The sequence below is a fragment of the Martelella endophytica genome, assembly GCF_000960975.1.
Taxonomy (GTDB): domain Bacteria; phylum Pseudomonadota; class Alphaproteobacteria; order Rhizobiales; family Rhizobiaceae; genus Martelella; species Martelella endophytica.
The window spans coordinates 430,097-456,152 of record NZ_CP010803.1; the positions used below are offsets into that span (position 1 = coordinate 430,097).

General features: G+C 61.7%; 27 protein-coding genes. 11 read left to right on the forward strand and 16 right to left on the reverse strand.

All coding sequences use genetic code 11. From position 1 onward, the window contains the following. Nucleotides 1-74: 74 nt before the first annotated feature. The 3 genes from fdxA to TM49_RS01985 all read right to left on the reverse strand — a co-directional run bounded on the left by fdxA (nucleotide 75) and on the right by TM49_RS01985 (nucleotide 4,039). Entirely contained in the window at nucleotides 75-413 is a 339-nt protein-coding gene (fdxA, locus tag TM49_RS01975) for a ferredoxin FdxA (protein ID WP_045679309.1), read from the reverse strand. Between the two features lie 167 nt (nucleotides 414-580). After that, entirely contained in the window at nucleotides 581-982 is a 402-nt protein-coding gene (locus tag TM49_RS01980; RefSeq protein WP_045679310.1) for an RNA-binding S4 domain-containing protein, read from the reverse strand. A gap of 3 nt (nucleotides 983-985) precedes the next feature. Then, a complete protein-coding gene (locus TM49_RS01985; RefSeq protein ID WP_045679311.1) occupies nucleotides 986-4,039 on the reverse strand; it encodes a helicase-related protein in 3,054 nt (1,017 codons plus the stop codon). 886 nt (nucleotides 4,040-4,925) lie between these two features. On the opposite strand from TM49_RS01985, the gene TM49_RS22880 reads away from it, so the two are divergent. Both TM49_RS22880 and TM49_RS01990 read left to right on the forward strand, forming a co-directional pair. After that, nucleotides 4,926-5,081, forward strand: a complete 156-nt coding sequence (locus tag TM49_RS22880; RefSeq protein WP_082074580.1) for a DUF3309 family protein — start codon at nucleotides 4,926-4,928, stop codon at nucleotides 5,079-5,081. 22 nt (nucleotides 5,082-5,103) lie between these two features. Next, nucleotides 5,104-5,286: a hypothetical protein gene (locus tag TM49_RS01990; RefSeq protein ID WP_045679312.1), complete on the forward strand. Its 183-nt coding sequence runs from the start codon at nucleotides 5,104-5,106 to the stop codon at nucleotides 5,284-5,286. A 103-nt stretch (nucleotides 5,287-5,389) separates the two neighbouring features. Here the strand turns inward: TM49_RS01990 and TM49_RS01995 are convergent, their stop codons facing one another. Continuing rightward, nucleotides 5,390-6,571, reverse strand: a complete 1,182-nt coding sequence (locus TM49_RS01995) for an acetyl-CoA C-acetyltransferase (protein ID WP_045679313.1) — start codon at nucleotides 6,569-6,571, stop codon at nucleotides 5,390-5,392. A gap of 208 nt (nucleotides 6,572-6,779) precedes the next feature. Here TM49_RS01995 and phaR point away from each other — a divergent pair, with 208 nt between their 5' ends. Then, a complete protein-coding gene (gene phaR / locus TM49_RS02000) occupies nucleotides 6,780-7,310 on the forward strand; it encodes a polyhydroxyalkanoate synthesis repressor PhaR (RefSeq protein ID WP_045679314.1) in 531 nt (176 codons plus the stop codon). A gap of 91 nt (nucleotides 7,311-7,401) precedes the next feature. Here phaR and pheT read toward each other — a convergent pair whose 3' ends face one another. The 6 genes from pheT to infC form a co-directional block, all read right to left on the reverse strand. Then, nucleotides 7,402-9,843 carry a phenylalanine--tRNA ligase subunit beta gene (gene pheT / locus TM49_RS02005; protein WP_045679315.1) on the reverse strand — a complete coding sequence of 814 codons (2,442 nt, stop codon included), beginning with the start codon at nucleotides 9,841-9,843 and terminating at the stop codon, nucleotides 7,402-7,404. A gap of 163 nt (nucleotides 9,844-10,006) precedes the next feature. Beyond that, a complete protein-coding gene (locus tag TM49_RS02010) occupies nucleotides 10,007-10,282 on the reverse strand; it encodes a DUF2442 domain-containing protein (protein WP_045679316.1) in 276 nt (91 codons plus the stop codon). A 35-nt stretch (nucleotides 10,283-10,317) separates the two neighbouring features. Further along, the gene (gene pheS, locus TM49_RS02015) at nucleotides 10,318-11,400 is read right to left on the reverse strand and encodes a phenylalanine--tRNA ligase subunit alpha (protein ID WP_045684618.1); all 1,083 of its coding nucleotides are present in this window, start codon (nucleotides 11,398-11,400) and stop codon (nucleotides 10,318-10,320) included. Between the two features lie 150 nt (nucleotides 11,401-11,550). Further along, nucleotides 11,551-11,955 carry a 50S ribosomal protein L20 gene (rplT, locus tag TM49_RS02020; protein ID WP_045679317.1) on the reverse strand — a complete coding sequence of 135 codons (405 nt, stop codon included), beginning with the start codon at nucleotides 11,953-11,955 and terminating at the stop codon, nucleotides 11,551-11,553. A gap of 43 nt (nucleotides 11,956-11,998) precedes the next feature. Beyond that, nucleotides 11,999-12,199, reverse strand: coding sequence for a 50S ribosomal protein L35 (gene rpmI / locus TM49_RS02025; RefSeq protein WP_045679318.1), 201 nt, complete (start codon nucleotides 12,197-12,199; stop codon nucleotides 11,999-12,001). Between the two features lie 275 nt (nucleotides 12,200-12,474). Next, nucleotides 12,475-13,011, reverse strand: a complete 537-nt coding sequence (gene infC, locus TM49_RS02030) for a translation initiation factor IF-3 (RefSeq protein ID WP_082074581.1) — start codon at nucleotides 13,009-13,011, stop codon at nucleotides 12,475-12,477. A gap of 191 nt (nucleotides 13,012-13,202) precedes the next feature. Here infC and TM49_RS02035 point away from each other — a divergent pair, with 191 nt between their 5' ends. The 5 genes from TM49_RS02035 to TM49_RS02055 all read left to right on the forward strand — a co-directional run bounded on the left by TM49_RS02035 (nucleotide 13,203) and on the right by TM49_RS02055 (nucleotide 16,501). Then, complete coding sequence (locus tag TM49_RS02035) at nucleotides 13,203-14,012, forward strand: alpha/beta hydrolase (protein WP_425283269.1); 810 nt, start codon at nucleotides 13,203-13,205, stop codon at nucleotides 14,010-14,012. 131 nt (nucleotides 14,013-14,143) lie between these two features. Continuing rightward, complete coding sequence (locus tag TM49_RS02040; RefSeq protein WP_045684621.1) at nucleotides 14,144-14,722, forward strand: transglutaminase-like cysteine peptidase; 579 nt, start codon at nucleotides 14,144-14,146, stop codon at nucleotides 14,720-14,722. A gap of 3 nt (nucleotides 14,723-14,725) precedes the next feature. Next, nucleotides 14,726-15,436 (forward strand): NAD-dependent deacylase, encoded by a 711-nt coding sequence (locus tag TM49_RS02045; protein WP_045679320.1) that lies wholly within the window; start codon nucleotides 14,726-14,728, stop codon nucleotides 15,434-15,436. Between the two features lie 297 nt (nucleotides 15,437-15,733). Then, a complete protein-coding gene (locus tag TM49_RS02050) occupies nucleotides 15,734-16,279 on the forward strand; it encodes a DUF2975 domain-containing protein (RefSeq protein WP_158498596.1) in 546 nt (181 codons plus the stop codon). 3 nt (nucleotides 16,280-16,282) lie between these two features. Continuing rightward, a complete protein-coding gene (locus TM49_RS02055; RefSeq protein WP_045679322.1) occupies nucleotides 16,283-16,501 on the forward strand; it encodes a helix-turn-helix domain-containing protein in 219 nt (72 codons plus the stop codon). Nucleotides 16,502-16,685: 184 nt separating this feature from the next. Here the strand turns inward: TM49_RS02055 and der are convergent, their stop codons facing one another. From der to TM49_RS02085, 6 genes are all read right to left on the reverse strand, one after another. Then, complete coding sequence (gene der, locus TM49_RS02060) at nucleotides 16,686-18,113, reverse strand: ribosome biogenesis GTPase Der (protein WP_045679323.1); 1,428 nt, start codon at nucleotides 18,111-18,113, stop codon at nucleotides 16,686-16,688. Nucleotides 18,114-18,138: 25 nt separating this feature from the next. Next, nucleotides 18,139-18,846 carry a tetratricopeptide repeat protein gene (locus TM49_RS02065; protein WP_045679324.1) on the reverse strand — a complete coding sequence of 236 codons (708 nt, stop codon included), beginning with the start codon at nucleotides 18,844-18,846 and terminating at the stop codon, nucleotides 18,139-18,141. A 118-nt stretch (nucleotides 18,847-18,964) separates the two neighbouring features. Further along, nucleotides 18,965-19,552: an NnrU family protein gene (locus tag TM49_RS02070; protein WP_045679325.1), complete on the reverse strand. Its 588-nt coding sequence runs from the start codon at nucleotides 19,550-19,552 to the stop codon at nucleotides 18,965-18,967. 61 nt (nucleotides 19,553-19,613) lie between these two features. Beyond that, on the reverse strand, nucleotides 19,614-20,930 hold the full coding sequence (gene sbmA, locus TM49_RS02075) for a peptide antibiotic transporter SbmA (RefSeq protein ID WP_082074583.1): 1,317 nt from the start codon (nucleotides 20,928-20,930) through the stop codon (nucleotides 19,614-19,616). A 129-nt stretch (nucleotides 20,931-21,059) separates the two neighbouring features. Next, the gene (gene map / locus TM49_RS02080; protein ID WP_045679326.1) at nucleotides 21,060-21,815 is read right to left on the reverse strand and encodes a type I methionyl aminopeptidase; all 756 of its coding nucleotides are present in this window, start codon (nucleotides 21,813-21,815) and stop codon (nucleotides 21,060-21,062) included. 21 nt (nucleotides 21,816-21,836) lie between these two features. Further along, nucleotides 21,837-22,883, reverse strand: a complete 1,047-nt coding sequence (locus tag TM49_RS02085; RefSeq protein ID WP_045679327.1) for an LLM class flavin-dependent oxidoreductase — start codon at nucleotides 22,881-22,883, stop codon at nucleotides 21,837-21,839. Nucleotides 22,884-23,112: 229 nt separating this feature from the next. On the opposite strand from TM49_RS02085, the gene TM49_RS02090 reads away from it, so the two are divergent. From TM49_RS02090 to xdhA, 3 genes are all read left to right on the forward strand, one after another. Continuing rightward, entirely contained in the window at nucleotides 23,113-23,625 is a 513-nt protein-coding gene (locus TM49_RS02090; protein ID WP_045679328.1) for a hypothetical protein, read from the forward strand. A 161-nt stretch (nucleotides 23,626-23,786) separates the two neighbouring features. Further along, nucleotides 23,787-24,563, forward strand: coding sequence for a 3-hydroxybutyrate dehydrogenase (locus TM49_RS02095; RefSeq protein ID WP_045679329.1), 777 nt, complete (start codon nucleotides 23,787-23,789; stop codon nucleotides 24,561-24,563). Between the two features lie 28 nt (nucleotides 24,564-24,591). Next, the gene (xdhA, locus tag TM49_RS02100) at nucleotides 24,592-26,055 is read left to right on the forward strand and encodes a xanthine dehydrogenase small subunit (RefSeq protein ID WP_045679330.1); all 1,464 of its coding nucleotides are present in this window, start codon (nucleotides 24,592-24,594) and stop codon (nucleotides 26,053-26,055) included. Nucleotide 26,056 lies beyond the last annotated feature (1 nt).

Sequence of the window (26,056 nt, forward strand, 5' to 3'; positions counted from 1 at the left end):
GCCAAGCCTTAAATTGCCCGGCCGGATGAAAAAACGATTAAGCCCGGAGCGACGCTCACGGGCAGGGCAATTGCTCAGTCGCCCGCGCCAGGCTTCTCGGAAAAGAACTTCTCGAACTTGCCTTCGACGCCGTCCATTTCCTCGGCACCTTCAAGCGGTTCCTTCTTGATCGTGATGTTCGGCCAGACATCGGCGTAATCGGCGTTCAGTTTCAGCCACTTGTCGAGACCAGGCTCGGTATCGGGGCGGATCGCCTCGGCCGGACATTCCGGCTCGCACACACCGCAATCGATACATTCGTCGGGATGGATAACAAGGAAGTTCTCACCCTCGTAGAAGCAATCCACCGGGCAGACTTCGACGCAGTCTGTGTATTTGCACTTGATGCAGTTATCGGTCACGACATAGGTCATGAAAGGCTCCAGAAATCGATTTCGAGCGGGAGGCACGCGCAATAGCGGCACGTGTCCCGCGCCGGACAGAAGGCTGAGGTACCGGCTTTCCCGCACGACCGCAAGGACAATTCATGCCCGAAACCGGCCGCATTTTGGCAGAACTTTCCAAATTGCGGTGACCGACCTCAATCCTCGCCGGTCAACCTGTCGATCGCGCGCCTTTCCTTCTTCGTCGGGCGGCCGGCTCCGGGAACCCGCTGGGCCTGCTCGAAGGCGGAAAGGCGCCGACGCTCTTCCGGCGGTGGACTGACGTCGTCATAAAGCTGGCTAGCCTCGGCGAAAGGCCCGCGCCTGGCGCCCGGCGCCCTGACGATGAGATGCACATCACGGCGCTCCAGCGACACGACCAGACGATCGCCAGCCGTCACCTCGGCACTCGCGCGGGCAACCTTCGCATCGTTGAGGCTGACATTGCCGGCCTGGACCAGCTTCTGCGCCAGCGAACGCGACTTCACGATGCGCGCGAAGAACAGCCACTTGTCGATGCGCTGGCGGCCCGGCGGGGCCTGTTGCGCCTCGTCCGCCATGCCTTACTTCTTCATCTGCGCCTTCAGCGCAGCCAGCTTGGCGAAGGGGGAATCCGGATCGATCGGCTTCTCGCGTTCGCGACGCTCCTGCCGCTGCGGCTTGTTGTCGTCATTGTGGCGATCCCGGCGCGGGCCCTTGCCGCCCTTGCCGCCACGGTCATGACGCTCGCCGCGCTCCTGCCGTTCGCCATCGCCGCGGTTCTCGCCGCCCTGCGGACCGCCATGGCGGCGGCCGCCCTGGCCACGGCCGCGACCTTCGCCGCGCGGCTGACCGCGACCCTGCTGCGGGCGCGGACCGCGCTCGCTCTGCCGGCCGCCACCCTGGCGCCACAGCAGAACCGGCTTCGGCTCTTCGGTTTCGGCTTCTGCGGCACCCGCTTCAGTAACGGGCGTTTCGCTGGCAGGCGCTTCGACCGGCGCAGCCGCCGCTTCAGCCGTCGGCTCGGCAGCGGTCTCGCCTTCAGGCGCGGCAGGTTCAGCCGCTTCGGAAGCGTCCTCGGCAGCCGGTTTTTCGGCGACGACCTTGCGAGCAACCGTCTCGACGGCAACACCGGACGCCACCTGGCGCGCAGCCTTCTCGGCGTCGCGCTCGGCCTGGATCTCGGCGAGCTTCTCGACCTCTTCCGGGCTCGCGGTGTCGGCGCGATAACCGAGCCCCTTGAGGATTTCCTCCATGTCGTCCGGCGTCGCGCCAAGGATCGACATCATTGCCGGCGTGGTGACGAAGCGGCGGCCATCAAAGGCTCCTTCCGGACGGGCACCGCCCGCTTCCGGCTTCCACTGGGTCAGCGGCCGGATCAGGTCGGCGAGACGCTCGAGGATGTCGATACGCACGGCGCGCTTGCCGAGGAAACGGAAGCCCGCGAGCTTGTAGAAAGCGCGTTCGAATGTGGGATCGGTGACCACAGAGGTGCGGCCAGCGGCCAGCACGGGAATGAGTTCGCCGTAGCCCGGCTTGTCGAGACCGTCATTGGCAAGCGCCCACAGCAGCGTGATCATCTCGGCCGGCGCCGGCTTCAGCAGTGCCGGCATGAAGACGTGATAGGCGCCGAAGCGCACACCGTAGCGGCGCAGCGAGGCGCGCGCATCCTGATCGAGCGCCTTGACGTCGTTGGCGACGTCACGGCGGAACAGCACGCCGAAATTCTCGATGATCTGGAAGGCGAGACCGCGGGAGAGCCCTTCAAGGTCTTCGGCGGCGGCAAGATCGTCGAGCGGCTTCAGCACGGTCTGGATCTGGTGATTGACATAGCGTTCGATGCGGGCGGCGACATGATCGCGCGCAGCGCCCGTCAACTGCTCATCGGCAAGCAGGATGACGCGCGGACGCAGCGCATTGTCGCTTGCGACCAGCCTTGCCACCGGATCGCCGAGCCAGCGCACCGTACCGGAGGCATCCAGCGCCAGATCGCCATTGCCGGAGGCATGCAGCCGTGCGGCACGCGCCTCGAACTCCAGCGCGAGCGCTTTCAGCGCCGCCGCCTCGATCGCCTTGGCGTCCGGCCCCTCGGCACCGGTCACGGCCTTGAAACGGAAGCCCGCCAGTTCCCCCACATGATGTCCTTCCACAAAGACATCCCCATTCACGCTCACTTCAGCTTCAAGCATCGCATTCTCTCTCAGGCGCTTCATCAGCACGGAAGTCCTGCGATCAACGAAGCGTTTCGTCAACCTCTCATGCAGTGCATCCGACAGCCTATCCTCGATTTTCCGTGTCTTTTCCTGCCAGTGTGTCGGATCGGCAAGCCATCCGGGTCGATTTGACACATAGGTCCAGGTTCTGATCTGGGCGATACGCGCCGACAGCGTATCTATTTCTCCATCGGTGCGGTCGGCATGTCGCACCTGGTTTGCCAGGAAGTCCTCGTCCACTGTGCCATGCTCGACAAGATCGAGATAGAGGGAAGCGATGAGTTCGGCATGCTGGACTGGAGTGATCCGGCGATAATCCGGAAGCGCGCAGGCTTCCCAGAGAAGTTCGATCCGTTCGCGCCGGTCGGCGCGCTCGGCGACGGCATGATTGCGCGCCAGAAATTCGAGCGCCCGCTGGTCGACCGCCGGCAGTGCCCGTGTCAGCCCCTGCACCCGCGGCACGTCGTCAAGGCTTGCCTTCAGCCCGGCAAGCGAGGAAAAGTCGAGCGCCTTGGAGCGCCACTGCAGCACCCGCACGGGATCGAAGTGATGGGTTTCCAGCCGCTCGACCAGTTCATCATCGAACGGCGCCACCCGGCTGGTGACCCCGAAGGTGCCATCACGCATATGGCGGCCGGCGCGACCGGCGATCTGGCCGAGCTCGCCGGCATTGAGGCTGCGATACTGATGGCCATCGAATTTGCGGTCCTGAGCGAAGGCGACGTGGTCGACATCGAGGTTGAGGCCCATGCCGATCGCATCGGTGGCGACCAGATATTCGACATCGCCGTTCTGGTAGAGTTCGACCTGGGCGTTGCGGGTGCGCGGGCTGAGTGCGCCCAGAACCACGGCAGCACCGCCACGCTGGCGGCGGATGAGCTCGGCAATCGCGTAGACCTCGTCGGCCGAAAAGGCGACGACGGCGGTGCGGCGCGGCAGACGAGTGATCTTCTTCTGACCGGCATAGAAAAGCTGAGACAGACGCGGTCGCTCGACCACGGAAATGCCCGGCAGCAGGTTCTGCAGGATCGGCTTCATCGTCGCCGAGCCGAGCAGCAGCGTCTCCTCGCGACCGCGCAGGTGCAGGATGCGATCGGTGAAGATGTGGCCACGCTCAAGGTCGCCGGCAAGCTGGACCTCGTCGATGGCGACAAAGGCTGCGTCTGTCGTGCGCGGCATCGCCTCGACGGTGCAGACGCTGAAACGTGCCTTCGGCGGCGCGATCTTCTCCTCGCCGGTAACGAGCGCGACGGCATTGACGCCGACGCGTTCGACCAGGCGCGTATAGACCTCGCGCGCCAGAAGGCGCAGCGGCAGCCCGATAACGCCGGAGGAATGCGCCACCATGCGCTCGATTGCGAAATGGGTTTTGCCGGTATTGGTCGGACCGAGCATCGCGGTGACACCGCGTCCGCTCAAGATCATTGCGTTCGAATTCAACGTCCCGGTCCCGAATTCCCCTGGCCAGGGCCAAAACCTCGCCCCCGGCCGATGCCGAAATGGCCAGCCTGCGCGGAAATCGGCGGCTGGCATACCTTCCTATAGATGGACTCTGCGCCGTCAGCAAGCAAGAGGGGGAGGCAAATCCGGAGTTATATGCGCAAATCCTTAAATTCTGGAACAGATGCGAACGAATCGAAGACGAATCGCTGACTCTGTCATTTTCCCGTTTCGTTCACGGCTAGATGTTGGGCTCTGCCCGTTTCTTCGCCCCACATCTGGAATCGCAAGATCGACGGTAAATGCCGTTTGAGCGAAGAAGACGCGTCGCGTTAACCTTCCTTTACAAAGTGTAAACGACAGAACGAGTCCAGCGAGTGGCGGATGCAAGAAAAGACATCGCTTCATGGAAACGCTTTCCTCGACATCTCCTGCACACCGATCTACGTACGGGCTTGCGATCCAGCCCGACCTCGCACGCCATCCCGCCTTCATGATGCCCGTGAACTTTCCGTTGGCCTTGCCACCGGCTTTTCCGTGGCACGATCCGTCGCCTATCCCCTGAAGGCCCGCGCAACGCTCGGCAGGGCATGAAATGCCAAAAAACGCCTGTCGTTAACTTTCGGGCCAAAGCCGGAACGAATCGGCGACGAATCGCTGACGGCGGTATTTTCCGGTTTTGTTCACCCCAAAATATGGTGTTTTAACAGTAATTTAACCATATTCTTGCGGCTGCTTCCCGCTGTGGGTGAATGCGGCAACACACCGCGTTAACCATTGTGTGGGAGACTTGTCGCGATCGCCACGGAACAAATTTCAGGGAAAGCGCGTTTGAAACTGGACAGCTTGCAAAGGGAGAGGTTTTTCCGCCATGCTCGGAACCATTCTGCTTATCATACTGATCCTGCTTCTTATCGGCGCCTTGCCGCGGTGGGGTTACTCCACCAGCTGGGGTTATGGCCCGTCCGGCGGTCTCGGACTGGTACTTCTGATCGTCATCATCCTGCTGCTTGCAGGCTATATCTGATTCCCCAAAGGAGATTCACATCATGAAAAAGGCTGTTCTCGCCATCGCTCTCATTCTTCCGCTCGCCGCCTGCACGACGCAGCAGCGCAACGCCACGATCGGCGCCGGTGTCGGCACTGCCGCAGGTGCAGCCATCACGGGCGATGCGACCGGCGCGATTGCTGGTGGCCTGATTGGCGGCGGTGTCGGCGCGGCGGTACGCTAATCATCGAAAGCGGCGCGCGCGCAATGTGTCGCGTCAGGATCGGCACGAAGCCCCCACCCCCAGCTCGCCGATCCCCAGGCGCCGCTTCAAGCGGCGCCTTTTTTTATGGCCGCTCGAGCGTCATGGCGATGCCCATGCCGCCACCGATGCAGAGCGTGGCGAGCCCCTTGTGCGCACCCCGCCGCTTCATTTCGTAAAGCAGCGTAACCAGAACCCGAGCGCCCGAGGCGCCGATCGGATGGCCGAGGGCGATGGCACCGCCATTGACGTTGAGCTTTTCCGGATCAAGCGAGAGCGCCCGTGCAACCGCGAGCGACTGGGCGGCAAAGGCTTCATTCGCCTCGACGAGATCGAGATCTCCGACAGTCCAGCCCGCCTTCTGCAGCGCTCGCTCAGAGGCGGGAATGGGCCCGGTGCCCATGACCTGCGGATCGACGCCCGCCGTCGCCCAGGAGACAATCCGCGCCAGCGGCTCGATGCCGCGCCGCACGGCCGCATCCTCATCCATCAGCACCAGCGCTGCCGCACCGTCATTGATGCCGGAGGCATTGCCCGCCGTCACGGTTCCGCCATCCATGAAGGCGGGGCGCAGCCGCTCCAGGCCCTCGGCGGTCACACCCTCGCGAATGCCCTCATCCTGATCAACGACATGTTCGGCCTTGCGCTGCATGACTGTGACCGGCTCGATCTCCTCGGCGAAACGCCCCTCGGCGCGGGCGGCCTCGGCGCGGTTTTGCGAGCGGGCGGCATATTCATCCTGCATTGCACGCGTGATCTCGAACCGCTCCGCGATGTTTTCGGCCGTCGTGCCCATGTGATAGCCATAGAAGGCATCGGTGAGGCCGTCCTTCAGCATGGTATCGACAAGAGCGAGATCGCCCATACGGTGATGGCCGCGCAGATGCGCAACATGCGGTGCGAGCGACATCGATTCCTGGCCGCCAGCAACGATCACTTCGGCATCTCCAAGCGCGATCTGCTGCATGCCGAGCGCCACCGCCCTGAGGCCCGAACCACAAAGCTGGTTGACGAGGAAGGCTGTCTTTTCCGCAGAAATCCCCGCCGCCATCGCCGCCTGCCGCGCGGGGTTCTGCCCTTGCCCCGCCGTCAGCACCTGGCCGAGGATCACCTCATCGACCGCGCCTGGCCGCAGGCCGGCACGCTGCAGAGCCGCCGCGATGGCGACCGCGCCGAGTTCATGCGCCGGGACGGCCGCAAAGGCGCCATTCAGACTGCCGACGGCCGTGCGTGCTGCACTTGCGATGACGATTGCCTTTTTCGCCATGTGGCTGCTCTCCTCCTCAGCTTCGCGTCAGCGGAATGTGCAGAACAGCGCCTTCGAAGTCAAACGGCCTTGTGCTCCCGCCGCGATCCGTGGCGGCTGCGAACAACGACGCTGCATTGCGACAAAACGATTGTCACCCCAACCGTTTTAAGGTTAGATCGGGGCGGGAAGAGGAATACATCAAGCAGATCGCGGGGAGGAGGCAATTATGCCCGTAAGCGACGGCAAGACAATCATCAAGAAATACGCCAACAGGCGGCTTTATAACACCGGGACCAGCAGTTACGTCACGCTGGAGGACCTGGCCGACATGGTGAAGCAGGGAGAGGACTTCGCCGTTCACGACGCCAAGACCGGAAGCGACATCACCCACACGGTGCTGACCCAGATCATCTTCGAACAGGAAGCGAAATCCGGCCAGGGCATCCTGCCCGTGTCGTTCCTGCGCGAGCTGATCGGCTATTACGGCGACCAGATGCAGGCCATGCTGCCGGGCTTTCTCGACCATGCGATGAAGGCCTTCTCCGAACAGCAGGCCCATATGCGCGACGAGATGGACAAGGCGCTCTACGACAATCCGCTGCGCCGCGAATTCTATCGCAACGAAGAAACCCGCCGCCCCGCAACCGCCTCGAGCTACCGACCGACAGAGGCCGCCGAAGAGCCGCTGCACACCGGCGAACTCGACGACCTGCGCCATCAGCTGCGCGTGCTGCAGGACCGGATAGACAATCTGTGAGCGGGGCCGACCGTTTTCGGCTTCGGAAGAACTGAGCGCATTTTGATCTCCCCCTCGAGGGGGAGATTGGTTGGCGCTTTGGGGTTATTCCTCAGCTGCGGATCACGCCACCGGTCGACTTCTCGACGTTGGCGACGATCTTTTTCGTCAGCGCCTCGAAATCCTCGTCGGTCAGCGTGCGCTCGACCGGCTGGATTGCGACTTCGATCGCGACCGACTTCTTGCCCTCGCCGAGCGAGGCACCTTCGAAGATATCGAAGACGGTGACGCCGGTGATCAGCTTGCGGTCGGCGCCGGCGGCCGCGCGCTCGATGGCACCGGCCTCGACCGTGCGGTCGACGACGAAAGCGAAGTCACGCGAAACGGCCTGGAACGGCGACAGCGTCAGCGCCGGCTTGGTGCGGGTCGCCTTCTTCTTCGGCTCCGGCATGGCATCGATGAACACCTCGAAGCCGGCGAGCTTGCCGGAAACATCGAGCGCTTCCAGTACCTTCGGATGAAATTCGCCGAAATGGCCGAGCACGATCTTCGGGCCCATCTTGATGGTGCCGGAGCGGCCGGGGTGGTACCAATCCGGCCCGCCGGCGACGATCTGGACATTGCCCATCGGCAGGCCGCAGGCCTCGATCACGGCCAGCGCATCGGCCTTGGCGTCGAATACGCCGACAGAGCGACCGGCGCCCGTCTCGGCGTTCGACCACATGCGGCCGGAGCCCGAAAGCGTCGCCGTGCCGCGGCGAAGACCGCCGGCCACCCGGCGCTGGCCTTCCGGCCGGTCGTTTTCATAGGTCGCCGCGACCTCGAACAGGGCGACATCGCCATGGCCGATGGCCGCATTGCGCTTGGCAGCGGAAAGCAGGCCCGGCAGCAGCGAGGGGCGCATGTCGGACATGTCGGCGGCAATCGGGTTCGAAAGCTTCAGCGCCGGTGCGCCACCGCCGAAGAGCTTCGCGTGCTCTTCAGGAATGAACGACCAGGTGACAGCTTCCATCATGTTGCGGGCCGCAAGCTCGCGACGCGTCGCGCGCGAACGGATCTGAAGCGTGGTCAGGATCTTCTCGTTGACCGCACCGGCGGATGGCAGCGGCTCCGGGCTGATCTTGTCGACGCCATGGATACGCATGACCTCTTCCACGAGATCGGCCTTGCCTTCGACGTCCGGCCGCCAGGACGGTACGGAAACTTCTGCCCGCTCACCTTCACCTGAAACGGCAAAGCCGAGGCGCGTCAGGATATCGCGGCTTTCGCCAGCGGAAATGTCGAGGCCGGTGAGGCGCTTTGCTTCGGAGAACGGATAGTCGATGACCTTCGGCGTATAGCCTTCATAGCCCTCGACCTTCTTCTCGGCAGCCGTGCCGCCGCAGAGATCCAGCACCAGTTCGGTCGTGCGCTCAAGGCCCGGCACCATGTATTCCGGATCGACGCCGCGCTCGAAACGATAGCGCGCATCGGTGATGATGCCGAGCGTGCGGCCGGTGCGGGCGACGTTCATCGGGTCCCACAGCGCCGATTCGATCAGCACATCGGTGGTGTTTTCATCGCAGCCGGAATGCTCGCCGCCCATGATGCCGCCGATCGACTCGACGCCGCTGTCATCGGCGATCACGACATTGTCGGGCGACAACGTGTATTCGCGCTCATCGAGCGCCAGCAGCGTCTCGCCCGCCTGCGCCCGGCGCACAACCAGCCCGCCCTTGACCTTGGAGGCATCGAAGACGTGCATCGGCCGGCCCTGATCGAAGGTCATGTAGTTGGTGATGTCCACCAGAGCGTTGATCGGCCGGAGACCGATGGCGATCAGGCGCTGCTGCATCCACTTCGGGCTCGGCCCGTTCTTGACGCCGCGCACCAGACGCAGCGCGAAGCCGGGGCAGAGGCCCTTGTCTTCAGCAGCAAAATCCAGCGTCAGACCAACCGATGTTTCACCTTCGGCCTTGAAGGACGGCGTTTTCGGTGCCTTCAGCGTGCCAAGACCGGAAGCCGCGAGATCGCGGGCAATGCCGAAAATGCTTGTGCAGTCCGGACGGTTCGGCGTCAGGTTGATCTCGATGACCGGATCGTCGAGCCCGGCATATTCGGCAAAGGAAGCGCCGACGGGCGCATCGGCCGGCAGGTCGATGATGCCGTCATGGCTATCCGACATGTCGAGTTCTTTTTCCGAGCACATCATGCCCTGGCTCTCGACACCGCGGATCTTGCCGACCGACAGCGTCACATCGATGCCCGGCACATAGGTTCCCGGCAGGGCCAGGGCCCCAACGAGCCCGGTGCGCGCGTTCGGCGCGCCGCAGACGATCTGAAGCGGCTTGCCGCCATTGACCGCCGGCCCGGCATCGACCGTCAGCACCCGCAACCGATCCGCATCCGGATGCTGCTTCGCCTCGATCACCTTCGCAATGGTGAACGGCTTGTAGGCCGCCTTGTCATCGACTTCTTCAACCTCAAGCCCGATCGTCGTCAGCCGCTCGCAGATCGCATCCAGCGACGCATCGGTTTCCAGATGGTCCTTCAACCAGGACAGTGTGAATTTCATTGTCGTCTTTTCCTGTTATGTCGCCCGGACCATCCCCAGGCCTACATTTCCGCTACATCGCTTCCGACTGGTTACTGCGCCGGTTCATTCTCCGGCGTCGCCCCACTCTCCGCGTCATCCTCGGGCTTGACCCGAGGATGACGCAAGTGGTGGAGGTCGGCCTTCAAGCCGCCCGCTCAGGCTCTTTCGCGCCCGGCATCTTCTGCCCAAGAAACATGCTCTTCACCGAAATCCCCTCATCGGCCTGCGACCACCAGATTCCCTCATACATGAGTTCGATATCGTTGAGCCCATCCTCATCGAGTCCGCTCAGAAAAGGGTACCACCAGAGCGGGGCGGAGATGGTGCGGCCGTCGGCGAGAGTCACGTGGACCTCGCCTTTCGTGCACCATGCCTTCACAGGACGCATCTCTTCGGTCTCAAATTCCAAAGAAGTCATTCCATACTCCGATCCACTCGTTCCGGATCAGCCTCTCACGAACTCAACCCGCCAAACAGCGTCGGAATATCCAGCGGCCGGAATCCGTAATGCGACGTCCAGCGCTCGTCTGCGGCGAAGAAATCGCGCAGGTCCGGCATGCCGTATTTCAGCATGGCGATGCGGTCGAGGCCCATGCCCCAGGCAAAGCCCTGGTAGACATCCGGGTCGAGGCCGCAATGGCGCAGAACATTGGGATGCACCATGCCGCAGCCGAGAATTTCCATCCAGTCCGTGCCGGTTCCGAATTTCACCTGCTCGCCGGAACGGTCGCACTGGATGTCGACCTCGAAGGACGGTTCGGTGAAGGGAAAGAAGGACGGACGGAAACGCATGGTCACGCTGTCGACCTCGAAGAAGGCCTTGCAGAATTCCTCCAGCGTCCAGCGCAGATGGCCGACATGGGTGGTCTTGTCGATGACGAGGCCTTCAAGCTGGTGGAACATCGGCGAATGCGTCGCGTCGCTGTCCTGCCGATAGGTCTTGCCGGGAATGACCACGCGGATCGGCGGCTCCTGGTTTTCCATCGTGCGGATCTGCACCGGCGAGGTGTGGGTTCTGAGCACCTTGCGCTTGCCCTCTTCATCCGGATTGAAGAAGAAGGTGTCGTGCATCTCGCGGGCGGGATGGCCTTCGGGGAAGTTCAGGGCGGTGAAATTGTAATAGTCCGTCTCGATCTCCGGGCCTTCGGCAATCGAAAAGCCCATGTCGCCAAAGATGGCGGTGATCTCGTCAATCACCTGGCTGACGGGATGGATGCGGCCGGAAAGCGAGGGCGAGGGACGCACCGGAAGCGTGACATCGACCGTCTCCGCCTTCAGCCGGGCGGCGATGGCGGCATCCTTCAATTCGGCCTTGCGGGCGGCAATCGCCTCTCCGACCGCGTTGCGCAACTCGTTGATCGCGGCGCCACGGGTCTTGCGCTCTTCCGGGTCCATCTTGCCGAGCGTCTTCAAAAGCTCGGAGACCGATCCCTTCTTGCCGATCGCGCCGACGCGCACGGCCTCGATTTGGGCCTCGTCCCCGGCGCCGGCGATTTCCGCCATCAGCGTCTGTTTCAGATCCTCAAGATCGGACATCTTCATCTCTTCCTTGCCGGAGCGTTTTGGCGCTCCCCCAACCGGTCAGATACAGGCATTGTGTGATTTGAAAATGAAAAACCCGCACTGGTCCAGCCAGCGCGGGTTTCCCAAAAAGGCAAATATTGAAAAAGCTTGGGAAGCGCTGGCTTAAGCTACAACGCTTTCAAACTCGTTGGCCGTGCCCTCTTTCTTGAGGTACTCCAGGCCCTTCTTCGATGCTGCAACCAGCGATGCGAAGGCTGCCGGCTCATGGATCGCCATGTCGGACAGAACCTTGCGGTCGATCTCGATACCAGCCTTGTTCAGGCCATCGATGAAGCGGCCATAGGAAAGGCCGTGTTCGCGAACGGCGGCGTTGATGCGCTGGACCCACAGAGCGCGGAAGTTGCGCTTGTTAACCTTGCGGTCGCGGTATGCGTACTGCTTACCCTTGTCGACAGCGGCCTTGGCCGTGCGGATGGTGTTCTTGCGGCGACCGTAGTAACCCTTGGCCTGCTTCAGAACCTTCTTGTGCTTTGCGTGGGCGGTAACGCCCCTCTTTACGCGTGCCATGTCATGATCTCCTTAAAATCTATCGTGCGTGCGCTGGCGGGCGTTACTTGCTGTACGGCATGAACTGCTTGACGATCTTGGCGTCTGCATCAGCCAGGACCATCGTGCCGCGCGCGTCGCGGATAAACTTGTTGGAACGCTTGATCATTCCGTGGCGCTTGCCGGCGGCAGCCGACTTCACCTTGCCGGACGCGGTGACCTTGAACCGCTTCTTGACCGACGACTTCGTCTTCATCTTGGGCATTTTGCTACTCCATTGTTGTTATTGAGACAGGCGACGAAAGCCCGTCTCGTGGCATTTCGAGCAGACACGGCATGCCCTGCCGGCCTGCTCCTTGGCGGCCCGCTCATTGAGCGACCCGTCAGAACGGCGCGCTTATACGCGCTTTGCCCTGAAAGTGCAACCGGTCTGGACCACACAAAACGATTCTGCCGCCTCGACAGTCCGTCAGGGCGGCTTAACCTTTTGAATCAGCGCATCGTACGATGCGCCACGGCCATTCGGCGCTTTGAAAAGTCTTACTTCGGTGCAAGCACCATCAGCATCTGGCGGCCTTCTAGCTTCGGCTCGGCTTCCACCTTGGCGATTTCTGCGGTGTCTTCCTTGACCTGGGACAGAAGCTTCATCCCCAGTTCCTGGTGCGCCATTTCGCGACCACGGAAACGAAGGGTGACCTTCACCTTGTCGCCGCCTTCAAAGAACTTGTTCATCGCCTTCATCTTCACCTCATAGTCATGGGTGTCGATGTTGGGACGCATCTTGATTTCTTTGACTTCGACGACTTTCTGCTTCTTGCGGGCTTCGGCAGCGCGCTTCTGGTTGGCATATTTCAGCTTGCCCAGATCGAGAATCTTGCAAACGGGCGGCGTTGAGTTGGGGGCGATCTCAACCAGATCAAGCCCGGCTTCTTCAGCCATTCTCAATGCTTCTTCGGTCAATACGACGCCCTGGTTCTCCCCGTCCTCGGTAATCAGCTGCACTTCGCGAACACGAATGTCGCGGTTGGCGCGGGGACCTTCTTTGGTCGGGGGAGCGGCTCTATGGGGTCTGCGAATGGTCGTTGTCTCCTCAAATTGTTGAAATACGGGTCCTGGAGTGCCAAGTGCACGCCAAGGCGCACGTCATCGACACAAATGGTTGTTAGACCCGTCGGATGTCAATAACACAGGCGAAAAAGAAAATCACCTCTCTATCCGGAAATGCGCCGCATGAGAGGGGATTTGGGCCCGAAAAGGCGGAGGCAGAATTGCACGAAGACGTTCCACTGACCCATATCGAGATCGACCATGGCGACGGTCCGCTGAAGATCGCGATCCGTCACAGGCAGGCAAAGGGCGACGCCCCGACCCTCGTCTGGTTCTCCGGCTACGGCTCGGACATGCTGGGCACCAAGGCGGAAGCGCTGGATGCCTACGCAGCCGGTCATGACCTGCCGATGCTCCGCTTCGACTATACCGGTCACGGCGAAAGCGAGGGTGCTTTCAAAGACGGGACGATCTCGCGCTGGCTGGCAGACAGCCTTGCCGCGATCCACCGCGCGGCGCCGAAACGCATCATCATCATCGGCTCGTCGATGGGCGGCTGGCTGGCGTTGCGCGCGGTGCAGGAGCTGCGCGGCCGCGACGATGCGCCCGCAATCGAAGGCCTGCTGCTTCTGGCACCGGCACCCGATTTCACCAGCGAGCTGATCGAGCCCGACCTGACGGATGCCCAGTGCAAGGCGCTTTCGGAGAACGGCTTTTTCGAAGAACATTCCGAGTATGGACCAGAGCCGACCATCTATACAGCAGCCCTGCTCGATGACGGCCACCGCAACCGCGTCCTGAACGGCATCATCGAAACCGGCTGCCCAGTGCACATCATTCAGGGCAAGAAGGACGAGGACGTACCCTATAAGCACGCACTCAGGCTGATGTCGCACCTGCCCGCCGACGACGTCGTGCTGACGCTTGTGCAGGACGGCGATCACCGGCTTTCACGGCCGGCCGATATCGAGCGGATGCTCGCAGCACTCGCCAACCTGGTCGAAGGGTCAACCGTCGCGCGCAGTGGTTAACCATTCCTTTCGAATGATCCCCGGGGCACGCTCCCTTTGATTGACTCCCGCCGGCAATTCTTCTTAACTCTTTGTTAAGAATTCAACAGGCGGATGAGTAGAGCGTGCCCCGTTTCAACAAGCTGGTTCTGATGGTAGCAAGCGCCGCGGCGACCCTTTTCGGGGCGCTGCCGGCTTTCGCAAGTGCGGCCATGCCGATCGGCGGCGTCACTTCCCAGCCCATCGGTCATTATGAATTCTGCGAGAGCCACCACGCCGAATGCAGCGTGCGCTCGAGCGATACCAACCCGGCACGACTGACCAATTACGGCTGGTCGACCATCGAGCGCATCAATCTCGCCGTCAATGCCAGCGTCGAGCCGATGACCGACGATGAGCTCTATGGCCGCGACGAGGTCTGGGCCTATCCCGACAGCGGCGCCGGCGATTGCGAGGACTTCGTTCTGGAAAAGCGCCGCCGCCTGATGAAGGCCGGCCTGCCCGCCTCCGACCTGCTGATCACCGTCGTGCGCAAGCCGAATGGCGAGGGCCATGCCGTGCTGACGCTCAGGACCACCAAGGGCGACTATATCCTCGACAATCTGAACGACATCATCCTGCCCTGGACCGAGACGCCCTATACCTATCTCAAGCGTCAGGCTTCCTTCGACAGCGGCCGCTGGGTCAAGATCGAGACCGGAACCGACCTGCCCGTCGCCGCATTGCGCTGACCGATGCCGATCTCCGCCCATCCCTCGATCGTGGTGCTTACGGGCGCCGGCATTTCCGCCGAATCCGGCCTCGCCACCTTCCGCGACCAGGGCGGGTTATGGGAGGGCCATTCGATCGAGGATGTCGCAACGCCCGAAGGCTTTGCCCGAAACCCGGATCTCGTGAACGACTTCTATAACCAGCGCCGACGCGAGGCGAAGCTTGCCCGGCCAAATTCCGCGCACAATGCCCTTGCCGCTCTCGAAAACGCCTGGGACGGCGATTTCCTGCTGGTGACCCAGAATGTCGACGAGCTGCACGAGAAGGCCGGCTCGAAACGGGTCCTGCACATGCACGGCCGCCTCAACTCGGCGCTCTGCTATGAATGCGGCAGTCATCAGCACTGGGAGGACGATCTCGACCAGGGCTGCTTCTGCCAGAGCTGCACACGCGCGTCGCTTCGCCCCGATATCGTCTGGTTCGGCGAGATGCCCTACGACATGGACGCAATCGGCACGGCCCTCGGCGGGGCCGACCTGTTCATCTCGATCGGCACATCAGGCACCGTCTATCCGGCGGCAGGCTTCGTCGCGGAAGCCGCCCATCACGGCGCCCGCACCGTCGAGATCAACCTCGAATCCACCCACAACCCCCTCTTCTCCGACTGTCGCCAGGGCAGCGCCTCGGCGATGGTACCGGCGTTTGTTAGGGAATTGCTGGAAGCCCATCGATAAGACGTTGGCTCTCGACCGACGCTGTCACGACGTTTGGTCCAACCCTTCAGTACAGAACAGGAGACCCGCGAGAGCCGCTTGACCATCAATCTCCCCTGTTCTGCAGGAGATCGGTGGCGAGAAGGCTTTGCACACTGACAGCTCAAGGTCAGCTGAATCGACCGAGCGAAGCCCACTGGTTTCGTGTTTTTGGGTCCATCTGCCTAGCTGCGGACGCCAACAATGCGGGAGATCGTAATTTTGACAAAAATTATTGTTTTACGATAATTATTATAAATTAAATGGATGGTAATTATCATGAAAGATGAAACAAAGGCCTTGCGCAACTTGTGCAACGGAATGAGTCTCGCCACGCGCGTGCTTCAAATTGGCGTTGTCGTGATGACAGTGTCATTGGGCTGGTATGCCATAACAAGTCCAGAAGGCTATGCCGACTTGATTTCGCCGATGACCACGAACGGAAAAGTCACGATAACTCCAGCGATAACAGCGGCGCTTGTTTCGCTTGATGTCATGACATCCGTCTTGATGCTGGCGGGGTTGCAGACAATCTGGACTTTCTTCCAAAGCCTTGGACGCGAAAAACCGTTTTCGGCCAACTTGGCTATACTGCTGCGCCGAGCAGGTATTTTTGCCCTGTCTTTGTGGGGCGCAACCTGGCTTTCAGACACACTAAGCCTACCACTCCTGACGGCTTACAACCCACCTGGCGAGCATAAATTCGCTATTGGCTTTGGCTCTTACGATTTCGGGATGTTGCTGATCGTGGGATTTCTCTTCACCATGGGACACGCCTTTGTGTTGGCGTCTCGGATCCATAATGAACTTGAGCAGGTTGTTTGAACGATGAGCATCATTGTAAATCTGGATGTGATGCTCGCGATGCGGAAGATGCGCGCCAAGTCGCTTGCCGAGCAAGTTGGAATTACCGAACAGAATATTTCATTGCTGAGATCCGGCAAGGTAAAGGGGGTCCGCTTCGATACGCTTGAGAAGATATGCGCCGCGCTTGAATGCCAGCCGGGAGATCTTCTCGAATTCAAACCCGATGTGGACACTGAATAGAACGGATCGTCGCTGATTGAAATGCCAACAAGCACCCCAAGCCATGCCGATCAATCCGGGACAATTCGCGGGCACCATGAAGACTCAAGAGCGGTTCCGCGTTTCATGAAAACGTGGAACCGCTCTATTTTGTTTTGCCACATTTCCGCGAGCGTCAGTACATTCCGCCTGACTGCGAAATACCCTAACGCTTCTTCTTGCGCTTGTGCTCGAACGGATTGTCGCCGGCGCGGAAGTGGATGCGGATCGGGACGCCCGGCATGTCGAAGTCGTTGCGCAGGCCGTTGATCAGGTAGCGGATATAGCTTTCCGGTACCGCATCGGGCCTGGTGCAGGAAATCATGAAGCCCGGCGGACGGGCCTTTACCTGCGTCATGTATTTCATCCGAAGCCTTCGGCCGGAGACAGCAGGCGGCGGATGGCTGACGGTCTGGGCTTCGAGCCAGCGGTTGAGGCGAGCCGTGGAGATGCGCCGGTTCCAGACCCTGTCGGTATCGGAAATGGCCTGCATCAGCCGGTCGACACCGGTTCCGCGCTCGCCGGAAATCGGCACGGCACGAATGCCGCGCGCCTGCGGCAAGAGCCGGTCGGTCTTTTCACGCAGGTCCGCAAGCACGGCCTGACGATCCTCGATCAGGTCCCACTTGTTGAAGGCAAGCACAGCCGCCCTGCCCTCGCGGATGACGAGGTCGACGATCTGCAGGTCCTGCTTTTCGAACGGGATCGTGGCGTCGAAGACGATCACCACGCATTCGGCAAAGCGGATCGCCCGCAGCGCATCGGCGACGGAGAGCTTTTCGAGCTTTTCCTGAACCCTGGCCTTGCGGCGCATGCCGGCGGTATCGAAAAGCTTGATCGGCCGGCCCTTCCACTCCCACTCGACCGAAATCGAATCGCGGGTGATGCCGGCTTCCGGGCCGGTCAGCATCCGTTCCTCGCCAAGCAGCGTATTGATCAGCGTCGACTTGCCGGCATTCGGGCGGCCGACGATCGCGACACGCATCGGCTTGGTATCGTCGTAGGGCGCCGCCTCTTCCGGGTTCTCGGCTTCCTCGCGCGTCAGCATCACGTCGGTGCGGGCCTCTTCCGCAGGGTCGTCCTTGCCGAAGGCGCGATCGGGGCCGATGGCCTCGATGATTGCCTCGCGCAGGTCGTTCATGCCCTGGCCGTGCTCGGCCGAGATCGGGCAGGGTTCGCCGAGGCCGAGGGCGAAGGCGTCATAGAAGCCGCCATCGGAGCCGCGCGCTTCCGCCTTGTTGGCGACCAGCACCACCGGCTTGCCGCGGCGGCGCAGAAGATCGGCGAGCGTATTGTCGGCGGGCGTCAGCCCGGCCTTGGCGTCGACCAGGAACAGCGACAGGTCCGCCTCGTCGATCGCCGCTTCCGTCTGCGCGCGCATGCGGCCCGGAAGCGTATCGGCAGCGGCCTCTTCAAGGCCGGCCGTGTCGATGATGGTGAAGCGCAGGTCGAACAGCCGCGCATCGCCTGGCCGGCGGTCGCGGGTGACCCCCGGCGTGTCGTCGACGAGCGCGAGCTTTTGCCCGACGAGCCGGTTGAACAGCGTCGACTTGCCGACATTGGGCCTTCCAACGATGGCGACCTTGAAACTCATAGTGCCTCCGCAACCGGCCGTCCGGTTACTGTGTGTCCGTGGTGTCGGCTGTGTCTGCCGTGTCCTTGATCTCGCCGTCGGCGGTCATCACCTCGAGCATGATCTGCGCGCGGTTCAGCACGTTGCGCGGCGCCTCGGTGTCGTTGGCGATCGCCTCGAACCAATCCTGGGCGCGCGGATAGTCCTTCAGGCGGTAAGCCGTCAGGCCGAGGATCTCGCGGGCGGAGAAGCGGAACGGATTGCCGTCGTTGGAGAGTTCCTCGACCTCGGCGGAAACCTGATCGTAGCTCGCATCATCGACCATCAGCCAGCCGGCGCGCAGCTTTGCCGCATCGCGGATCGCTTCCGGCACGCTGCGGTCCTTGCCGATCGTCGAGAAGGCGGAGATCGCCGCAGCGGTGTCGCCGTTTTCGGAAAGCAGCGTTGCTGCGCGCAGCTGGGCGAGAACAGGATAGGCACCGTGGCCTTCCTGCTTCAGCTGATCCAGCGTCTTCTCGGCGGCATCGAGGTTACCCTCGTTGATCTGGTTCAGCGCCGTCAGGAAGATATCGCCCGAGGCTGCCGCCTGACGCGACTGCCAGTATTCATAGCCGCGCCAGCCGGCCGTGCCGATAACCAGCAGGACGGCAGCCGCGATCAGATAGCGGCCATAGCGCCGCCATGCATCGCGCATCCGGTCGGAACGCAATTCCTCGTTCACTTCGCGGATAAAACTGTCGTCCTGATTTGCCATCACGTCACTCCGGCACGCTTTTCAAATTCCAGTGCCGGGCCTTCTAGCCGGTTTTTGGCGCTGTTGTAAGTGAAAAAGCCTTGACCCGGCACCGATATTGACCCGTGCAGGCGGTTTTTCACATGGCGAAGCTGACGGGGACCCCGATCAGCCAGATGTGAAGCTTCCAGATAAACAGGCCCCAGAGAACCAGACCCAGCACAAAGGCATAGAGATCGTAGCGTGCCGAGACGAACGGCTTTCGCGTCAGAAGCCCTGCCCGCTCGCGCCGCGCCAGCGAAATCCGCAGGATCACCGCCCAGATCAGGATCGCGCCGAACAGGATGACGGAGGACGTCTCGCCATTGGCGAGCAGGTGGGCGAAGGCCCAGACCTTCACCGACAGCACCATCGGATGCTTGACGGCGGAGGCAATGCGCCCCGGCGGAAAGAAGCTTGCGGAAAGACAGATCATCGCGATCAGCATCAGCAGGATGGTGACATGCGCCATCCAGAACGGCGGCGAATAGAGCATGCCGGTCGTCTGCCGCGCATGGCCGAAGGCGAAGATCAGGAAGACGAGCGCGGCCAGCGACACCAGCGAGAACAGCCCGCGCCACGGCCCCTCGCCGATGCGATCGATCATGGATTGCCGGAAGCCCGGCGCAAACGTGCGGATGAGATGGATGAGCGTGAAGATCAGGACGGCAACAACGAGCATAACCATGGCAAAACCCCCTTTTGGCCCCGGTGCAATGGCTCCGAGATTACGCCCTATCGCCCGGTTTTCAATCGTTGCGTCCGGGGTCCGGCGGATTGGCGATGGAGGTATCGGTCTTGGTCGCATCCCTGACGTGGTGATCCATCGGCGCCATGTAATCCTCCTGATCGATCTCCGGCAGATCGATACCGGCAATCGCCGCCTCGAAGGATTTCAGACGTTTGTGGATCGAAAGCAGCTCGACGATCGTCGTCCAGGAATTCACCAGATACTGGAACGAATTCGAGACCTGCCCGAACGCGGTCGATATCTGGTTGAAAAGACCGAGTGTGATGGTGCCCGAGACGATGGTCGGCACGAGGATGAAGGTCGAGAAGATGTTGTCGGCGTTAATGAAGAAGGAGCGCGCCAGATTGAAATAGGTGTAGTGGAAATAGAGCTTGAAGTAGTTCTTGCGGACATTGCGGAAAAGTTCGGCAAGCGTCAGCGGATCGGCGCGGTTCTCGTAGTCCTCGCCAAGCACCAGTTCCTTACGATAGGCGGCCTCGACGCGCTGGTTGCGGAATTCGAGCCCCGGCAGCTTGATGCCGACGGAGGCGAGAAACACCGTGCCGAAGATCGACCAGATGATAGCGGCGGTGAACAGCGGCGCCGGGATATGTCCGACGATCGGCAGTTCGGTGATGTAGCTCGACAGCGAGAACAGCACGGGCAGAAAGGCGAGCAGCGTCATCACCGCATCGATCATCGAGACACCGAGCCCCTCCATGATCGAGGCAAAGCGCATCGTGTCTTCCTGAATACGCTGCGAGGCACCCTCGATGTGGCGCACCTTCGGCCAGAGATCGACATAGTAGTCGTTCATCGCCGTGCGCCAGCGGAACACATAGTGGCTGACGAAGAAACGCTGGAAGGCGAAGACGGTGATGGCGACAGCGGCGATCTGCGCGAAGATCAGGAACAGGCTGTAAAAATCGCCAACCGTCACGCCCTGATTACCCTCGAAGGCGCGCTGCAGCGTGTCGCCGTAGAGCCGGTTCCAATTGTTGAGCGCGACGGAGACCTGGACGGCGAAATAGGTGATGAAGATGATCAGCGAGGAGCCCCAGACCGACCAGAGCTGCCAGCGATGATTGCCGCCGAAGACCCACCAGAAGGCACCGAAGGTAAGCGAGAAGAAGGCGTAGTAGATGTAGAACCAGATAAAGTCGACGGTGACGAAATGACCGAGGCCGACGGGCTGCTGGTCTCGCGGCAGCGGCGTGAAACCAAGGCTCTCACCCAATTCGCGACCGAAACCATACCAGACCAGAATGCCGATGATCGACCAGACGATAGCCGAGATGAAAAACAGCTTCGGCTTGGGAAAGAATGATTGAAACAAAGCGCGCGCCTTCCGGTTTGGCCCAAATGTGGAGGTCTCTCACCACATCTATGGCAAATCTGGCGGCAAAGAGAAATCGAACATTAAAGTTTCGACACATTCCTGCCCGGAAAGGGTCGACAGCGGACCTCAGTTCCCGTCAAGAAGCGTCAGCACCAGCGGACCGTTACGGGTCGCGACGATGGTGTGCTCGAACTGGACGGTCAGCGCCCGCGGCACGGAATAGAGCACCCATTCGCGCTCCTCTTCCTCGGCCCATTCACCACCCAGCGACAGAAACGGCTCGACCGTGAACACCTGCCCCTCGGCAATCGTCCGCCGCTCGGCACGATCCGGCCAGGTGGAAAGCTCCGACGGCTCCTCATGCAGCGACCGGCCGACGCCGTGGCTTGCAAGGTTGCGGATCAGCGAATAGCGGTTTTTCCTGGCGAAGTCGCCGATCGCGTCGCCGATCTCGGAAAAGCCGGCGCCCGGCTTCACCTGGTTGATGCCGGTCCACATCGCCCGCTTGCCGTCGCGGCACAGGCGCTTGATCTTGGAAGTCACAGGCGGCACCGCGAAAGAGGCGCCGGTATCGGAAAAGAAGCCGTTCTTCTCCGCCGACACATCGATATTGACGAGATCGCCCGGGCGGATCGCCCGGTCGCCCGGAATGCCGTGAGCGACCTCCTCGTTGACGGAAATGCAGGTGGCGCCGGGAAACTGGTAGGTCACCTCCGGCGCGGAACGGGCGCCGTTATCATCGAGCACCTTGCGGCCGATGTTATCGAGTTCCAGCGTGGTGATGCCGGGCTCGAGCGCCTTCGCCATCACTTCAACCGCGGTCGCGCAAATACGGCCGATGTCTTTCAGCGCCGCGAGCTCGTCTTCCGTTTCGATAATCATCCGTCTCTCAGTTCAGCCGTTTCAGGCCGGCTTGTCCGTCGCCAGCATGTCCTTCACCATCGGCGCGACCTTCGTGCCGAAGAGTTCGATGGCATGCAACAATTCGGCATGGGGCACAAGCCCCACGGCGAACTGGATCATGAACCGATCGAGCCCGAAGATACGCTGGTGAGTGACGATCTTCCTTGCAAGATCTTCCGGGCTTCCGACAAAGATCGCACCTTCCGGGCCGATCGAGGCATCATATTGCGCCCGGCTCTGCGGGCCCCAGCCACGCTCGCGGCCGATGCGGTCCATCACCGCCTTCTGCGGCTCGAAGAAGATATCGGCTGCCTGCTGGGTGGTATCGGCGAGAAAGCCGTGGACGGAGATCGCACGCTTCAGTGTCGCAGGATCGTGGCCCGCCTGTTCGCCGGCCTGGCGGTGGATATCGAAAAGCGGCGCAAACCGGCGCGGCTGGCCGCCGAGGATGGCGATGATCAGCGGCAGGCCGAGGAAGCCGGCGCGCGCCATTGACTGCGGCGTGCCGCCGGCGGCGATCCACACCGGCAGCGGGTTCTGCACCGGACGCGGATAGACGCCGAGATTGTTGATCGGCGGCCGGGTCTTGCCGGACCACGTGACCTTCTCGTTTTCGCGGATCTTCAGAAGAAGATCGATCTTCTCCTCGAACAGCGCGTCATAGGCCTCCAGCGGATAGCCGAACAGCGGGAAGCTTTCGATAAAGGAGCCCCGCCCCGCCATGATTTCCGCCCGACCGCCCGAAACCAGATCGACGGAGGAAAACTGCTGGAACACGCGTACCGGATCGTCGGAGGAAAGGATCGACACCGCGCTGGTGAGGCGGATGTTCTTCGTCTGCGCCGCAGCGGCGGCAAGCACGGTGGCGGGCGATGAGATGAGATAGTCGACGCGGTGATGCTCGCCGAGGCCGAAGACGTCGAGCCCGACCTCATCGGCAAGCCTGATCTCCGCCATCAGCTCCTTCATCCGCCGCTCGGCCTCGCGACCCCGGTCGATACCGTCAGACGGGTCGACGTCGGCAAATGTGAAAACACCCAGTTCCATGATCCATCCCTTTCAGTGCCGGAGGGCACAAATGCGGTTTATCAGGATATGGAGCAATCGGAGCGGAATGTCATTGCCCGACCGGGGTTGACGCATTGTTCAGCTATCGTGATCTGCGCTTGCCGGCAACGTCCCACCCTCCGACAAAGACCTGCGATGCCACCGCGTTGAAATACGCGCATGACACCTGCAAGATGGGCAAGGGGAAAGCAGCGGAGAGCGAGGGGCGATGGAATATGATGAATGCGCGGCATCCGTCGGATGCGCCAGCGTGATGGCGCCTGTGTTCGGATTGTTCTTGACGCTGTTCTATATCGCGATGGTCGCTATCCTGGACATCGGGCAGGCCAATCTCGGCTCTTCGCTCAGGGTGTTTCTGAAAGCCGTTATTCCGTGGGCCAAAGCCTCCGAGGAAGATACCACGAAAGGCGGTCACCTGCGCTATTCCTTCCGTGTTCTGCTGCGCGCGGCTGCCCTTTTCGCACTCATCACCTCATTTGCCCTCTTCGCCGCGATGGTGACGGAAACGGAGGGAATTGCCTTCGTCGCGATGGCCTTTGCGAGCTTCGTGGCGATCGGCATGCTCGGCAAGCGGGGACGCTCATTCACCATCCGCCTGCCTTCGAGCGACAGGGAATGGGAGTTCTACCCGGTCGTTTCGCTGGTCTGGCATATGCGCAGCGCTGCCTATGTAACGGCATTCTATCTCTTCATGCGCTTCGCGTCTGAAGTGGACCTCTAGATCCGGGTGCATTGCGTCGCCTCGAGAGCCAAAGAAAAAACGACCGGCCGGTCAAAATTTTTCGGGACCCGCTGCATTCAGGGACCTCCGGGCGATTGCATGGCTTACGGATTGCGCTTAACCTTTGTCATAAATCGACAGAACGGAATGAGTTTCAGGACATGGCGCGCACCGTCGTTATCACTGGTTCAACGAGCGGCATCGGGCTCGGCATCGCCGCAGGCTTCGCGAAGGCCGGCGAAAACATCATGCTGAACGGCTTCGGCAGCGAGGCCGAAATCGCGGAGGCCGTCGCAGCGCTTGAAAAGCTCGGCGCGGCGTCCGTCGCCTATCATCCGGCCGACATGACCAAACCCGACGAGATCGCCGACCTGATCGCCACGGCCGGCAAGACCTTCGGCGGCGTCGATATTCTGGTCAACAATGCCGGCATACAATATGTCAGCGCAATCGAGGATTTTCCGGCCGACAAATGGGACCGGATCATCGCGATCAATCTCACCAGTTCCTACCATACCATCCACCACGCCGTGCCGCTGATGAAGAAAGCGGGTTCCGGCCGCATCATCAACGTCGTTTCGGCCCACGGCCTCGTCGCCTCGCCGTTCAAATCGGCCTATGTCGCGGCCAAGCACGGCATGATGGGGCTGACCAAGACGGTGGCGCTGGAACTGGCGCAGCAGAGCATCACCGTCAACGCTATCTGTCCCGGCTATGTGCTGACCCCGCTGGTGGAGCGGCAGATCCCCGATACGGCCAAGGCCCGCGGCCTGACCGAGGAGCAGGTGAAGACCGACGTGCTGCTCGCCGCCCAGCCGACCAAGCAGTTCGTCACGGTGGAGCAGATTGCCGCGGCCGCGCTTTATCTCGCGAGCGATGCGGCCTCCCAGATCACCGGTACGCATATTTCGATTGATGGCGGCTGGACCGCGCAGTAAAGCCGGCCACCCTGCTGAAGGACATTTGATGACGATACGTTTCATACTGAACGACCGCGATGTCGCAATCGACCGGCTTTCGCCAAGCTCGACGCTTCTGGACTATCTGCGCATCGAGCGCCGGTTGACGGGATCGAAGGAAGGCTGCGCGGAGGGAGACTGCGGCGCCTGCACGGTGCTGGTCGGCCGGCTGGTGCGCGGCAAGCTCGTCTATGAAACGGTCAATGCCTGCATCCGCTTCACCGCCTCGCTCAACGCCACACACGTGGTGACGATCGAACATCTGGCCGCAAAGGACGGTACGCTGCACCCGGTCCAGCAGGCGATGGTCGATCTCAACGGCTCGCAATGCGGCTTTTGCACGCCGGGCATCGTGATGTCGCTCTATGCGCTGTGGATGGAAAACGAGAAGCCCTCGCGCCGCGCCATCGAAAAGGCGCTGCAGGGCAATCTCTGTCGCTGCACCGGTTACGAGCCGATCATCAAGGCCGCGGAAGCGGCGAGCGCTCACCGGCCGGACCCCGCCTTCGACGCGATCGCCCGCGAGCGCGACAGCGTCATGACCAGGCTTGCGGCGCTGAAAACGGGCGAGACCATCGTCGTCGGCGACGAGACCTCGCGCGCGATCATTCCGGGCTCGGTCGCAGCCCTTGCCGAAACGCTTTCCGAATATCGCGATGCCACCATCATCGCCGGCTCGACCGATGTCGGGCTATGGGTAACCAAGCAGATGCGCAAGCTGAACCCGATGGTGTTCATCAATCATCTGGAAGAGCTGCAGACCATTACCGAGACCGACGACACCTTCATCATCGGTGCGGGCGTCACCTATTCCGAGGCGCCGCCGGCGCTCGCCGGCAAGATCCCGGCCCTTGCCAGCCTCCTCGACAGGCTCGGCGGCGAACAGGTGCGCAACATGGGCACGATCGGCGGCAATGTCGCCAATGGTTCCCCGATCGGCGATACGCCACCGGCGCTGATCGCGCTTGGTGCAACGCTGACGCTGCAATCGGCGGAAGGCCATCGCTCGATCTCGCTTCAGGATTACTTCCTTGATTACGGCAAGCAGGACCGGCGGCCGGGCGAATTCGTGCTCTCCATCACCGTGCCGAAGCTCTCCGAAGGCAGCCGCTACGAGGTCTACAAGATTTCCAAGCGTCGCGAGGAGGATATTTCCGCCGTCTGTGGCGCCTTCTTCCTGAAGCTTGCCGATGACGGCACGGCCGGGACCATCCGCATTGCCTTTGGCGGCATGGCCGGTATTCCGAAGCGGGCCTCCCGTGTCGAAGCCGCACTTGCCGGAAAGCCATGGACGATGGAGACGATCGAGGCCGCCCGCGCCGCCTTCGAAAGCGATTTCACGCCGATGACCGACATGCGCGCGACGGCAGAATACCGGATGCTTTCGGCGAAGAACCTCTTGACGCGCTTCTTTCTCGAAACCGGCGGCGAGCGGCACCAGCTTTCCCGTTTCGAAACCGAGGAGGCGTGAG

Coding starts and splice junctions, on each gene's coding strand:
- fdxA (WP_045679309.1), bottom strand. CDS start 413: ATGACCTATGTCGTGACCGATAACTGCATCAAGTGCAAATACACAGAC.
- TM49_RS01980 (WP_045679310.1), bottom strand. CDS start 982: ATGGCGGACGAGGCGCAACAGGCCCCGCCGGGCCGCCAGCGCATCGAC.
- TM49_RS01985 (WP_045679311.1), bottom strand. CDS start 4,039: ATGATCTTGAGCGGACGCGGTGTCACCGCGATGCTCGGTCCGACCAAT.
- TM49_RS22880 (WP_082074580.1), top strand. CDS start 4,926: ATGCTCGGAACCATTCTGCTTATCATACTGATCCTGCTTCTTATCGGC.
- TM49_RS01990 (WP_045679312.1), top strand. CDS start 5,104: ATGAAAAAGGCTGTTCTCGCCATCGCTCTCATTCTTCCGCTCGCCGCC.
- TM49_RS01995 (WP_045679313.1), bottom strand. CDS start 6,571: ATGGCGAAAAAGGCAATCGTCATCGCAAGTGCAGCACGCACGGCCGTC.
- phaR (WP_045679314.1), top strand. CDS start 6,780: ATGCCCGTAAGCGACGGCAAGACAATCATCAAGAAATACGCCAACAGG.
- pheT (WP_045679315.1), bottom strand. CDS start 9,843: ATGAAATTCACACTGTCCTGGTTGAAGGACCATCTGGAAACCGATGCG.
- TM49_RS02010 (WP_045679316.1), bottom strand. CDS start 10,282: ATGACTTCTTTGGAATTTGAGACCGAAGAGATGCGTCCTGTGAAGGCA.
- pheS (WP_045684618.1), bottom strand. CDS start 11,400: ATGTCCGATCTTGAGGATCTGAAACAGACGCTGATGGCGGAAATCGCC.
- rplT (WP_045679317.1), bottom strand. CDS start 11,955: ATGGCACGCGTAAAGAGGGGCGTTACCGCCCACGCAAAGCACAAGAAG.
- rpmI (WP_045679318.1), bottom strand. CDS start 12,199: ATGCCCAAGATGAAGACGAAGTCGTCGGTCAAGAAGCGGTTCAAGGTC.
- TM49_RS02040 (WP_045684621.1), top strand. CDS start 14,144: ATGGTAGCAAGCGCCGCGGCGACCCTTTTCGGGGCGCTGCCGGCTTTC.
- TM49_RS02045 (WP_045679320.1), top strand. CDS start 14,726: ATGCCGATCTCCGCCCATCCCTCGATCGTGGTGCTTACGGGCGCCGGC.
- TM49_RS02050 (WP_158498596.1), top strand. CDS start 15,734: ATGAAAGATGAAACAAAGGCCTTGCGCAACTTGTGCAACGGAATGAGT.
- TM49_RS02055 (WP_045679322.1), top strand. CDS start 16,283: ATGAGCATCATTGTAAATCTGGATGTGATGCTCGCGATGCGGAAGATG.
- der (WP_045679323.1), bottom strand. CDS start 18,113: ATGAGTTTCAAGGTCGCCATCGTTGGAAGGCCCAATGTCGGCAAGTCG.
- TM49_RS02065 (WP_045679324.1), bottom strand. CDS start 18,846: ATGGCAAATCAGGACGACAGTTTTATCCGCGAAGTGAACGAGGAATTG.
- TM49_RS02070 (WP_045679325.1), bottom strand. CDS start 19,552: ATGGTTATGCTCGTTGTTGCCGTCCTGATCTTCACGCTCATCCATCTC.
- map (WP_045679326.1), bottom strand. CDS start 21,815: ATGATTATCGAAACGGAAGACGAGCTCGCGGCGCTGAAAGACATCGGC.
- TM49_RS02085 (WP_045679327.1), bottom strand. CDS start 22,883: ATGGAACTGGGTGTTTTCACATTTGCCGACGTCGACCCGTCTGACGGT.
- TM49_RS02090 (WP_045679328.1), top strand. CDS start 23,113: ATGGAATATGATGAATGCGCGGCATCCGTCGGATGCGCCAGCGTGATG.
- TM49_RS02095 (WP_045679329.1), top strand. CDS start 23,787: ATGGCGCGCACCGTCGTTATCACTGGTTCAACGAGCGGCATCGGGCTC.
- xdhA (WP_045679330.1), top strand. CDS start 24,592: ATGACGATACGTTTCATACTGAACGACCGCGATGTCGCAATCGACCGG.